This is a genomic window from Paenibacillus sp. NPDC057934, assembly GCF_042887565.1.
Lineage (GTDB): Bacteria > Bacillota > Bacilli > Paenibacillales > Paenibacillaceae > Paenibacillus_AQ.
In genome coordinates this window covers 310,049-323,471 of the sequence record NZ_JBHVPB010000005.1, presented here as the reverse complement: position 1 = coordinate 323,471, position 13,423 = coordinate 310,049, and the positions used below count along the sequence as shown (strand labels likewise).

Annotated in this window: 8 protein-coding genes; all 8 read right to left on the bottom strand. The window is 44.8% G+C overall.

Annotated elements, in window-relative coordinates; translation table 11 throughout:
* Positions 1 to 127: 127 nt before the first annotated feature.
* On the bottom strand, positions 128 to 865 hold the full coding sequence (pflA, locus tag ACFVRY_RS13780; protein WP_387500755.1) for a pyruvate formate-lyase-activating protein: 738 nt from the start codon (positions 863 to 865) through the stop codon (positions 128 to 130).
* Between the two features lie 211 nt (positions 866 to 1,076).
* On the bottom strand, positions 1,077 to 3,338 hold the full coding sequence (gene pflB / locus ACFVRY_RS13775) for a formate C-acetyltransferase (protein WP_387500754.1): 2,262 nt from the start codon (positions 3,336 to 3,338) through the stop codon (positions 1,077 to 1,079).
* Between the two features lie 257 nt (positions 3,339 to 3,595).
* Positions 3,596 to 6,217 (bottom strand): bifunctional acetaldehyde-CoA/alcohol dehydrogenase, encoded by a 2,622-nt coding sequence (gene adhE, locus ACFVRY_RS13770; RefSeq protein WP_387500753.1) that lies wholly within the window; start codon positions 6,215 to 6,217, stop codon positions 3,596 to 3,598.
* 309 nt (positions 6,218 to 6,526) lie between these two features.
* Positions 6,527 to 7,984: an ABC transporter substrate-binding protein gene (locus tag ACFVRY_RS13765; RefSeq protein WP_387500752.1), complete on the bottom strand. Its 1,458-nt coding sequence runs from the start codon at positions 7,982 to 7,984 to the stop codon at positions 6,527 to 6,529.
* 131 nt (positions 7,985 to 8,115) lie between these two features.
* Positions 8,116 to 8,988, bottom strand: coding sequence for a carbohydrate ABC transporter permease (locus ACFVRY_RS13760; RefSeq protein WP_387500751.1), 873 nt, complete (start codon positions 8,986 to 8,988; stop codon positions 8,116 to 8,118).
* Between the two features lies 1 nt (position 8,989).
* Positions 8,990 to 9,880, bottom strand: coding sequence for a carbohydrate ABC transporter permease (locus ACFVRY_RS13755; RefSeq protein ID WP_387500974.1), 891 nt, complete (start codon positions 9,878 to 9,880; stop codon positions 8,990 to 8,992).
* A gap of 161 nt (positions 9,881 to 10,041) precedes the next feature.
* Positions 10,042 to 11,370, bottom strand: coding sequence for a response regulator transcription factor (locus ACFVRY_RS13750; RefSeq protein WP_387500749.1), 1,329 nt, complete (start codon positions 11,368 to 11,370; stop codon positions 10,042 to 10,044).
* Positions 11,371 to 11,374: 4 nt separating this feature from the next.
* Positions 11,375 to 13,180, bottom strand: coding sequence for a cache domain-containing sensor histidine kinase (locus ACFVRY_RS13745; protein WP_387500748.1), 1,806 nt, complete (start codon positions 13,178 to 13,180; stop codon positions 11,375 to 11,377).
* Positions 13,181 to 13,423 lie beyond the last annotated feature (243 nt).

The following is a 13,423-nucleotide window of genomic DNA, read 5'->3' as shown; positions in this document are numbered from 1 at the left end:
ACATAAACTAAGAGGAGCGACTCTTCTACAATGAGTTTGTAAGCGGATTATTCTTATATCATAACAGAAGCCGCCCCTTTAGCAGCAGCTATTTTGGGACGGCTTCTTATGTTCTTATGACAAGATATTATACCAGTTCGACTTGCTTGCGACCTTCTTCAACCAGTTGGTAAGCCCGCTGTACTTCCTCTTCAGTTGGGCTGGGAACACCCTCAAGCTCATATGCCTTGCCTAACATCTCCCATTTGTATACGCCCATCTGGTGATACGGCAGGATCTCGAACTTCTCTACCCCATTCAGGCTGCCGATGAAGCGACCAAGATTCAACAAATCTTCTTCCCGGTCATGAATGCCAGGAACATAGACGTGCCGGATCCACATTTTACGATCGTGATCTGACAACCAGCGAGCGAGCTTCAGTGTCCGCTCATTGGATTTGCCCGTCAGCTTCATGTGGGCTTCGTCATCAATATGCTTAAGATCCAGCATCACGAGATCTGTCACATCCAGCAAATCATTAATCTTGTCCCCTTCATTGTAGCCGTTGGTATCCAGCGTGGTGTGCAGATTCCAGCGTTTTTTCACTTCCGTAAACAATTGCTTGACGAAATGGGCCTGCAGCGTTGGCTCTCCGCCGGATACGGTCAAACCGCCCCCAGAGGTACGGTAATAGTTCAGGTAAGGCTCTATCTCGGCGAGAACCTCTTCCAGGCTCATTTCCTTTCCCTCATCTAATGCCCATGTATCTGGATTATGACAATATTGGCATTTCAACAGGCAGCCTTGCATGAACAAAACAAATCGAATGCCAGGCCCGTCAACGGTTCCAAAGGTTTCCAAGGAGTGTATGCGACCTTTAATCATTAGGAGTCATCCTTTCTCCACGACTGACTAACAGCCTCTCCTTCACGAAGAAGATTCCTACCCCTGAGACTGTTGTGTCTTACATCGCGGCCCTGAAATTTAAAATTTAAACTAATTTGAAGCAAGATTTTGCCGCCCTTGTGACAAGGGCGGCATCTCCTTGCGAATATCATAATGATATAGCTAAAGTCAAAGTAATTCCGTTATCAGCTTACATCGAACCATGGAACGTACGGTTGATTACATCCAATTGTTGTTCGCGAGTCAGCTTGATGAAGTTAACAGCATAGCCGGATACGCGAATGGTCAATTGTGGGTAGTTCTCTGGATGTTCCATAGCATCCATCAATTGCTCACGGGCGAACACGTTAACGTTCAGGTGGTGACCCTTGCTGCCGAAGTATCCGTCAAGCATGGATACCAGGTTGGATTTACGTCCTTCTTCTTCCTTGCCCAATGCCTTAGGCACGATGGAGAAGGTATTGGAGATTCCGTCCAGGCTATCCTCGTAAGGCAGTTTGGCAACAGAGCTCAGGGATGCCAGGGCGCCCTTCTTATCACGGCCGTGCATTGGGTTCGCACCCGGTGCGAATGGCTCGCCTTTTTTACGTCCGTCTGGTGTAGTACCTGTCTTCTTACCGTATACCACGTTAGAAGTGATCGTCAGTACGGATTGTGTCGGCAAAGCATCACGGTATGCAGTGTTCTTGCGAATCATTGTCATGAAAGATTCAACCAAATCTACAGCGATGCTGTCTACGGCATCGTCATTGTTACCGTAGCAAGGGAATTCACCTTCGATTTCAAAATCAATGGCAATACCTTGTTCGTTGCGTACTGGTCTAACCTTGGCATATTTGATGGCGCTTAGGGAGTCGGCTGCAACAGACAAACCGGCGATACCACAAGCCATAGTCCGCAGAATATCGCGGTCATGCAAGGCCATTTCAATACGCTCGTAGGAATATTTATCGTGCATGTAGTGGATAACGTTCAGCGTGTTCATGTACAGCTTAGCCAACCACTCCATCATTGGTTTGAAACGTTTCATTACTTCTTCATAATCGAGAACTTCGGAAGTGATGCGCGGAAGCTCAGGTCCGACTTGTACGCCGGATTTCTCGTCCACACCACCATTGATAGCATACAACAATGCTTTTGCCAAGTTGGCACGTGCGCCAAAGAATTGCATTTGTTTACCGATGCGCATTGCTGATACGCAACATGCAATACCGTAATCATCGCCATAGATCGGACGCATCAGATCATCATTCTCGTATTGAATGGAACTAGTCTCGATGGATACCTTGGCACAATATTTCTTGAAGCCTTCAGGCAATTTCTCGGACCATAGTACAGTCAAGTTCGGTTCCGGTGCTGGTCCCAGATTGTACAGGGTGTGCAGGAAACGGAAGCTGTTCTTGGTTACGCGTGTTGTACCATCTACGGACATACCACCAATGGATTCAGTAACCCAGGTAGGGTCACCACTGAACAGTTCATTGTAGTCAGGAGTGCGCAGGAATTTAACGATACGCAATTTCATCACGAAATGGTCTGTTAACTCTTGTGCTTGTTCTTCGGTCAAAATGCCTTCTGCGATATCGCGCTCAACATAGATATCAAGGAAAGAGGATACGCGTCCAAGGGACATTGCCGCACCGTTTTGTTCTTTGATCGCTGCAAGATATCCGAAGTACACCCATTGGAAAGCTTCTTTGGCAGTGTTAGCTGGCTTGGAGATATCAAAGCCGTGCATAGCCGCCATTTTCTTCAGTTCGCCCAGTGCGCGGATCTGTTCGGAGACCTCTTCCCGAAGACGAATTACAGATTCGCTCATAGCATCCACTTCAAGATTTTTGAGGTCTTGTTTCTTTTCATTGACCAGGAAGTCAATTCCGTAAAGCGCTACACGGCGGTAGTCGCCAATGATCCGACCGCGGCCGTAAGCATCTGGAAGACCGGTAATAATACCTGCTCTGCGCGCTGCTCTCATATCATCTGTATATGCATCAAATACGCCTTGGTTATGCGTTTTGCGAATGTTCGTGAACATGTCGACAATGCCTTGCGGAAGTTCAAATCCGTATGCATTACAGGCATCAATCATCATTTTAATACCACCGAACGGTTGAATGGAACGTTTAAAAGGCGCGTCAGTCTGAACGCCGACAATTTGTTCCTTGTCCTTGTCAATGTAACCAGGATTGTGCGATACGATCGTAGATACGGTGTTCACATCTACGTCAAGCACACCGCCATTGGCAATTTCCCGTTTGGTCATTTCAGAAACAATTTTCCACAGTTCCTTGGTATTCTCAGTAGCTCCGGCTAGGAAATCTTCCTTACCCAGGTAGGGGGTAATGTTCTTCTCAATAAAGTCATTCACATTAACTTTTCTAGACCATTTACCTTTTGTAAAACCGTGCCAACCCGACTTCACTTCTTGTACATCTTTTTCAATCACCGACATGCTAAATCCCTCCATTTATATTTATAGTATTGTAGAGATCGCGGGCTTGAAGGTTAATCCCGTGTCTCGCGACCCCATCATAATGGTTGTTATAAAATTCACAAAAGTGATTTTATAGGTGGGATCGTTGTTTGTTTATATAAATATTTTAGTTTATTTTCTGAAAAAGGACTGTGACAAATATCACCTTTCCGGTGATATTTGTCACTACCATCCAGTTTCTCAAGGAACGGAATCCTTAGCTTACAACTGTGGTATTAGTTATCGAATTTGCCGTAGAAAGCATTGCGGTATACGTCTGCAAGTTCGCTGACAAGCGGCATTTTTGGATTGGCAGTTGTACATTGATCTTCGAATGCACGGTCAGCCAGATAGTCAACACGCGATTCGAAATCCTTAGGATCAAAGCCAAGTTGTTGGAACGACTCCTCAATACCCAGCTTCTTGTTCATGTCGCGGATAGCATTGATCAAGCTAGTAACCCCTTCTTCAGTGGTACGAGCTGGCAGTCCCAGAATACGAGCGATTTCTGCATAACGCTCATCCGCAACGAAGTGCGAATATTTAGGGAACGAAGCAAACTTCGTTGGTTTCTTGGCATTGTAGCGGATAACGTGCGGCATAAGAATCGCATTGGTACGACCATGAGCCGTATGATATTGACCACCCCATTTGTGCGCCAAGCTATGGTTGATGCCCAGGAATGCGTTAGCGAACGCCATACCAGCAAGTGTGGAAGCATTATGCATTTTCTCACGAGCTAGTGGATCAGCTTCCAGTGCGGACTTCTCCAAGTATTGGAATACGAGTTGGATAGCTTTGATGGCAAGACCATCAGAGTAGTCACTAGCCATAACCGATACATAGGCTTCAATCGCATGTGTCAATACATCCATCCCTGTGTCAGCAACAGCAGTTTTTGGCAAGCTGTATACGAACTCTGGATCTATGATAGCTACATCAGGCGTGAGCTCATAGTCAGCCAAAGGATATTTAGTATGTGTTTCAGTTGTTTTGTCAGTGATAACCGCGAAAGAAGTAACTTCCGAACCAGTACCCGAAGTTGTAGGAATGGCAACGAATTTAGCTTTGTTACCCAGTTTAGGGAACTTGTAAACCCGTTTGCGGATATCCATGAATTTTTGTTTCAGACCGTTAAAGTCAGCGTCTGGGTGTTCATAGAACAACCACATACCTTTGGCTGCGTCCATAGGGGAACCGCCACCAAGTGCAATGATGCAGTCCGGCTGGAATCTGTTCATCATAGCCGTACCTTTTTCTACAGTAGTTGTCGATGGATCTGGTTCTACTTCCGAGAACACTTCGATGGCTACTGGTGTTTGACGTTGACGCAGGTAGTGTTCAACTCTTTCCACATAGCCCAATTTCACCATCATAGGGTCAGTGATAATCGCAATGCGTGTAATATCAGGCATTTTGGCAAGGTATTGAGTTGCACCTTTTTCGAAATAGATCTTGTCGGGTACTTTAAACCATTGCATATTCACGGTACGACGATTCACCCTTTTCACGTTGATCAGATTGATGGCAGTCACGTTTTGCGATACCGAGTTGCGTCCGTAAGATCCACAGCCCAGGGTCAGCGAAGGGATATTAGTGTTGTAAATATCGCCGATGGCACCATGTGTCGATGGCGAGTTTACCAGAATACGTCCGGTTTGCAGACGATTCGAGAATTTCATGATGACTTCTTCATTGTTCGAGTGGATAGCCGAGCTGTGGCCCATGCCCCCGAACTCAACGATCTCGGCAGCACGTTCGATACCTTGATCGGCATTTTTAACTTTATAACAAGCCAATACCGGGCTCAGCTTTTCTGCAGACAACGGGAATTTTGTTCCTACACCTTCAAGTTCAGCTACCAGGATTTTGGTGCCTGCTGGAACTTGAATACCACACATTTCCGCGATCTTCGTTGCAGATTGACCAACTATTGCCGGATTCACTGCACATTTTTCAACGTTCATTGCACCGGAAGTCAGCTTGCCAGCTTCTTCTTTGTTAACAAAGTAACAACCGTTCGCAATCATTTTCTTCTTCACTTGATCGAAGATAGCTTCTTCAATAATTACGGCTTGCTCGGATGCGCAGATCATACCATTATCGAATGTCTTGGAAAGAATGATGTCAGTGACCGCTTGGTCGATATCGGCACTCTTTTCGATAAAGGCAGGCACGTTACCAGGACCTACACCCAAAGCCGGTTTACCACAGCTATAAGCTGCTTTAACCATCGCCGATCCGCCTGTTGCCAGAATCAGTGCAACATCAGGATTGTTCATGAGTGCGTTGGTTTTGTCCATTGTCGGCAATTCGATCCATTGGATACAGTTCTCAGGTGCGCCTGCTTTAACTGCTGCGTCATGTAGAATTTTGGCGGATGCTGCACTACACTCTTGCGCAGATGGATGAAAACCGAATATAATAGGGTTACGTGTCTTTGCGGCGATCAGAGCTTTAAACATCGTGGTGGATGTTGGATTGGTTACCGGCGTGATACCCATAACGATCCCGACCGGTTCGGCGATCTTTTGGAAACTTTCGTAGGAGTTGTCTTCGATGACCCCTACGGTCTTATCATATTTAATTCCGTGCCAGATATATTCTGTTGCGAAAATGTTCTTCGTGATTTTGTCTTCATAGACCCCGCGACCTGTTTCTTCTACGGCCAGTTTCGCCAGATACATGTGCTTGTCGAGTCCTGCCAACGCCATTGCATGAACGATTGTGTTGACTTGCTCTTGATCCAATTGCATGTACGCTTCTTGAGCCTTCTTGGCTTTATCTACCAAAGTCTGAATATATTCCTCAGCTGTTGGTTGCTTCACTTGGGCGGGCACTTCATTTTTCACTGCCATGTCCCTCGTCCTCCTGTCAATTTTTGAGTTGTTTTTCTCTACATGTTCATATTATCACATACTTTCCGTCTTGTATAGTGAAATCTTTCACAAAGTATAAAGTTTTTTTGACGTGTTTCAAAGCGCTTCCATTCAACATTCCATGAATCATAGAAGATTCACAAATCACTCTCTCCCTCGATACACTCCGACTCACTTTTTTCAATTCTATACATACACAATAAAAAAAGGATGCCCCCGCCATCTTCATGGCTTGTAGGGACATCCTCTTGATCGTTTCATTACTTAAAGATTGATCATGGCGCCTAATTATTCAACTTTAATGCCGTCGAAGAATTTCTCTTGGACCGTTTTAGCAGCAGCATCAAGCTGAGCTTTGGAATCTGTTCCTTTTTTGGAGAACAGTTCTTGAATGACGTTGGATACCGTTGCATAGTAGTCCTGAGTATTGTATTGAGCTTCCGGCTTACCGTCCACCAGGTTCATGATTTCAGGATTGTATTGGTACACGTTATTGTACTTATCATAGACAGCTTTGGTCTTCTTACCGAACTCAGAATCAGCAGAGTAGTAGTCAAGAAGCGGCGGGATGAAGTACTTACCGTCTTGTGTACGTTGTTGGAGGACCAAATCAAGCGCCTCCAGACCCTTGTCGGAGAAGTAGTCAAATGTGATGTAACGGAAAGCCATTTCTTGCTCGTCTTTCGTTGCATTCGGGTTGATTACGAGATAGTCGCCACCCAGTACGCCAGTGTGTTTGCCACCTTTTTCAGCAGCAGGCATTGGATATGTCAATACGTCTTCAGGCTTCAGACCACCTTGGTTCAGAGCTTGCTCGATAACGCCGTCAGAACCGGCCATAACCATTGCAGTGCGGCTTTGTTGGAACGCGCCTACAGCATCACCCCAGCCAAGTGCCCAGTCTTGAGGAATAGCATTAGCTTCCCATCTAAGCTGCTTGTAGAAGTCCAAAGCTTTGACACCAGCGTCGGAGTTGAATGTAGCTACAACCTTTCCACCTTCAACTTTTTGGATATCACCACCGGCTTCGAATAAGAAGTTGGTCCAGTTCCAGCCTGCTTCATTACCTTTACCCATTGGGGCAATACCGGAGATACCTTTTTTAGTATCTGCTACGCCCTTGGCAGTGTTCAGCATATCGTCCCAAGTCCAGTCAAGTGGAGGAACCGCAACGCCTTTTTCATCAAGCATCTTTTTATTGATCATTGTAGTGGTGACATAACCTTTTTGTGTTACGCCATATACTTTTCCATCAATGATGAACTGATTCTGCAGGACGGAGTTGATTTCGTCTTTGTGCTCATATTTGTTCCAGAGATCAGTAATATCGGCTACCCAGCCCTTTTCAACCAGAAATTTAGCTTCTGTAGCAAAGGTATTATAGAACGTTGGTGCTTCATTCGCAGCCATCTTAATTCCGATTTCATTGACCTTGTATTGCCAGTCGTCTTTGATGATTTCTACATTCGGATATTCCTCTTGGAAACGCTTAATTTTGTCATCTTCCTTAGCTCTTATCTCCGTAAGGTCAGGTGTTGGATAGTGAATCTTGATCGTAATTTTTCTTTGGGTGATGTCATCCTTAGCTGCATCGGTGCCACTCGAATTGTCTGTTGCGGCATTCGTTGGGGCTGTAGTTGCTTCCCCGCCCTTGTCACTGGCTGTATTAGCGTTGTTGCCGCCACAAGCGGAAAGCAACGAACCGGCCATCAGGAGGCTTAGTAGCATAGTGGAATACTTGCGCATTGAAACTCCCCTTTTCAATTTCATAATTATCTTACACATTGATCATAAAAGAGAAATCGTTTACAAACGAGGTGCATTTATATTCCTTTTATGTGTAAGTTTACGATTGATAGTAGAATCAGATATTAAAATTAACCTTTGACAGCCGATAAAGCCACACCGCGCATAATGAACTTCTGGAAGATCAAGAATACGACAATCGGCGGCAAACTGACAAGGAAGAGAATCGCAAATTTGATATTGGTATTAAGTGCTTTAACATCAATAACATATTTATAAATTGCCGTAGCTAGTGTGTACTTGTCATCACTGTGCATAACGAGTGACGGCCAGAACCAGTCATTCCATGCTGTGGAGAAAATAAAAATGGCCAGTGTTGCAAAAATTGGAACCGACAGCGGCACCGCGATGGAGAAGAAACTTCTTGGCTCTGAGGCGCCGTCGATCCGAGCGGCTTCGAAGATTTCCGGGTGAATACCATCAAAGAAGTTCTTAAGCAACAAGAAATAGAATGTATTGGCACCTGCTGGCAGCCAGAAAGCCGCGTATTGGTTCAGCAAGCCCAGTTCCTTCAGGTTGACAAAGTTCGGAACCATGTAACTGCTCGCCGGAATAAACAAGGTCATCAGGAAGAAGAAATAGATAGCTTTCTTATAAGGCACATTCATCCGGGAGATACTGAACGATGCCATACCCAGTACCACCAGGGTCATAAGCATGTTACCCAAAAAGATATAGATAGTGTTTCTTAAGTAAGAAAACAAATCGATGTAGTTCATAGCATCCTTCAAGTTGCTAAAGTGCCATTCCTGCGGGAAAAAGTGTGGCGGGAACGAGTTCACTTCCGTATTGGACTTGAGTCCATTGAACATCATCATGAGTATGGGATACAACATGCTAAACACCATGGCGCATATAACCAAAACCATTATTCCATATGCTATTTTATTACTGGTCTGCTTTAGATCGTGTTCCGATAATATGCCTCTGTCTCCGCTTTTCATCTTAGTTGTCCTCCTTGTTGAGCTTGAACTGCAAGACGCCCAAACCGCCCAGGACGATGAACATAAGCATGCCTAGCGCAGTAGCCGTTCCATAATCAAGTCTTGTAAACGCATATTTCACCATCAGCAGAGCATAGGTCAACGTGGTGTTGTTAGGTCCACCATCAAGCAAAGCCATCTGTGATTGATACCCTTGCGATGTGCCGATAACCTGCAAAATAAGCATCAGGATAATCAGATTGCGTATTGAAGGCAATGTAATATGACGAATACGTGCCCATACACCAGCACCGTCAATTTCTGCCGCTTCATACCAATCACGCGGAATGCTCAGCACCGCTGCCAGATATATTAGCATCCCTGAACCAAATTGCTGCCAGGTCTCCATAAAGACGAGTGAAATCATAGACCACTTCGTGTCGGTCAAAAACGAAATTTGGTCAACCCCAAAACTACCTAGTACAGCATTGATAGGTCCAACCGGATCATACAACCATCTCCATAACCCATACAATACAACACCCGGTACAACGAAAGGCAAGTAAGCAGCTACCCGCACAAAGCCTCCAAATCTGCGCAACTCGGAGATCGCGATCGCGAATGCAATTGGAACCCAGAATCCAAGAACAAAACATAATGCCATATAATACAGAGTGTTCTTTATAGCCGTTAATACGTCGGGATCACTGAGCGCTCTTGCATAGTTGCCAAAGCCAACAAAAGTATTGCCTGCTACGAAATCGACATGATAAAAGCTGTACACTAAGCCCTTCAAAATGGGAACCCACATGAATAGGATGAAAATAACAAATGCGGGTACAAGGAACATGTAGCCCCAGAAGTTTTTCTTCCAGCGGCCATTCCGTTGTGGCGTGGATGATTTACGCTCCATCTGTGCCCCCGGGTTTTCGTTTACTACTACAGTTTGGTTCATCAAGCTCCCTCATTCCTATGGTTCGTTCGGCATTTTTTCACAAAATGCTTCCTACCTTAAATTGTAGAAAATCAGGCTTGTACTGAACATGTGTATATCTATCGAAGTCATGAGTGTTCTTACTTCTTCAATTCGCTGGGGCTGATTCCATAGTATTTTTTGAATATTTTGCTAAAATGTTCCGGCGATTCATAGCCCACCCGCTCTGCAATTTCATATCTTCGCAGATCCGTGTTCAGAATCATCTCCCGGCTCTCTTCCATCCGCAGCTTGATCACATACTCCCACAGATTAAATCCTGTGTTCTTCTTGAACAGGTAGCTCAGATAGTTGGGACTCACATGATTTTTCTTCGCTACCTCGTGAATGGTCAGACCTTTTTGTGCATAATTCTCGTCGATATATTCCTTGGCCTTCTGGACAATGAGGTTACTTCGCGTATGTAATTCTTCGGCAGAAGGGTCTATTGCGTAATTATTCCAGTTAAAATCACCATAGTAGAACACATAGTGATCACTATGCTCCTTGTTCCAGAGAATGGCCTTCGAAGCCTGACGGTTCAAGACATTCATAAAAGGTAGACCCTTCAGAATCTGGCTGATGCCGATAACAGCATGCAGGTGCAGATATTTATGAATATTGAAATGCAGACTGCGACCCAGAACATCGAGCCGGTTAATCTGGCCGGAAGAAGATTCTTCATAGCTTTTCTCATTCCACTGGATAATGATCGTTATTTCTCCGTCCGGAGAGTAAAATGCAATAGAGTTCCACTCCTGATCCATCAGTTCCTTGGCAATATTCAGGGCCGCATAACATAGAAGACGCCTATCATTGGCACCATATTTCTTCTCTGACCCCGGATCAGACAAGGGAAGTTTGATCTTTATGACTGAGAAGAAAGGACCCTGAAGGTTTAAGGCATCTATTTTTTGCAGACTGCGCGGGTCAGCCAGCACCGTATCCGGATTCGCCAGCAATTCAGTCAACAGTTGGCTATACTCTGGCTGCGTCTCTTCCAAGCGAAAGCTCTCGCTGATGCCGGACATGAACGTATCCAGCTCCGGTGAAGGCTTATCCAGCTTCAGTAGCACATTGCGCACAGAATCCAGAAAATGTTCGCTGTTCAAGGGCTTGATCAAATAATCCTTGGCCCCTAGGCGTACAGCCATTTGGGCATACTGAAACGTCTCATGAGCTGAGATGACAATGGTCTGAACCCAGGGCTTAGTCAGTTTCGCATGCTGCATCAGATCAATGCCACTCATGGCTCCCATCTGAATATCCGTAACCAGCAGGTCGATATCTTCCATACGAATACAATCTAGCGCCTCAAAACCGCTATTTGCCGTATAAATATGATCGATATCCAGACCAGATGAAGCGAGTAGGCTGCTCAATCCTTTAACAATCAACGGCTCATCATCCACTACCAATATATTAAACATATCGTTAATCTCCTTTTATTTCTTGATTCTCCGATTTTGGCAGCTTGACTATCACCTGGGTTCCGCCACCTGTGCGGGCAGCATAGCTAATGCCATACTCAGGTCCAAAATGCAGATGTATACGTTGGTTGACATTGCGGATGCCGTAACCGCTGGTAGGGTTAGGATTTTCTTCATTGAGAATCCACATAATTGCCTCAAAATCAACCAGTTTGTAACCGTTATCTTCTATGGAGATAAGTATAGAATCCTCCTCTAGCCAGGCTGTAATAATAATCTCGCCGTCTTCCCCCATATTTTTGACGCCATGGATGATGGCATTCTCGATCAGCGGCTGCAAAGTGATCTTCGGAATCAAGTTACTCTTGATATCCGGATCAATATTCATCTCAACCCGAAAAACATAATCATGCCGGTGCTGCTGGAGCTTGATATAAGCAGACACATGTTCCAATTCTTCCTCCAGTGTAATCAACTCTCTGCCACGGCTGAGACTGATCTTCATCAGCTTGGACAACTGCTTGACCATCTCGGCAGATTCGGCATTACCCTCTAGCGATATTTTCCAATATATGCTCTCAAGTGTATTATATAGCAGATGGGGATTGATTTGTTGGTAAAGTAGCTGCAGTTGCGATTCTTTTTGCTTCAATTCCATCTGATATTTATAAGTAATTAGGCCGTTAAGCCTTCGGGCCATGTCATAGGTGGATGTGATTAGCACACTGACCTCATCATTGCTGCCCCATCTAGGCGTCTCTGGGACACGGTTGCCGGGCTCGTATTTGCGTACAAAAAAAGCCAGCTTCTGCAAAGGCGTCATCAGAGAACGCCAGAAATATGTAAGAATGATCAGCCCGAATACCGCATAGGCGATGGTGATATACTGTATGACCCGCTTCATTTCATTTTGCTGCTGCAAAAGCGCTTTTACAGGAACCTTGTAGACAAGCTTCTGCCCCAGGGCATGGTTACTATTGACCACATAAATAAAATCGCTCGTGATAACATCCACAATGCCTTCTGGATCTCCGGCCTCTGCCCCTTCGGGCAGTTTAATATGGTCACCTAAATTGCTAATCGTAGAAGCAAGCACAAGATTGTTCATATCTGTGAGATAGATCTCACCATCAGGCAGCGATATCGATTTCAGCGATTCACTGATCTTGGACTCCATTTTGCTCACAACCAATACCCCAATTGTCCCTTCTCCCCGGTAAATATTATTGACCGCCCTGACATAGGTTAGTGTCTTGTTATTCTCGGCTTGAGCACTGAGCCTGTCCATAAACTGCAGATAGCCACGACCCTTCTGTTGTACCACCGATTGGAACCAGCTAGGCTCCTCTTCCTTGGAAAAAAAATAAACTCCCGCCTTCTTGACCTGTGGGAAGTTCGGGGCAAAGAAATATTTATCCTCCGGATCGTAAACATAGAGCGAGTAATAAATAACATCATCCTTCCCTGTCCCCTGGGAGTAGCTGACCAGCAGCTTTTCTATAGCCTCATAACGTTTGAATGAATCCATCACAATTTCATTGTTTGTTGTACTGAGCTGTTGAATCAGCGGGTTCTGAATGATAGTGGTGGAAATTTTGTTAACGGTCTCAATATCTCGGTTGATAATGGTAAAATTTTGTTTGTTCAGCTCCACATATGCATTCGTAACGTGGCGCTTGAGAATGCCCTCGGCCTTCAAATTACCGTAGCTGTTCAGAATCAGAATGGGAGAGATCATAATCAGGAACAACAGGATCAACTGCTGCTTGACGTTCAGTTTCACAAGTGGTTTAACAAGCTTTGACCACATTAGGCACACCTCCAGCTTCAATACTATAACAAACGCTATATGCGTCATATATGTCTATTCTAAAGTTTTTTAGGAGTATTTGTATCTTTTTTTCTACTGCAGGCAAAATATATGCTACGCCATGATTTAGCCAGAGGAAATAAAACGCTAAATTTACAGTTATTCATTAATTTATGGAGTATATTTGAAAGTCTTAGTTATACAGCTACAGCACAAAAAAAGACTGGAACAGCCCGTCAGTAC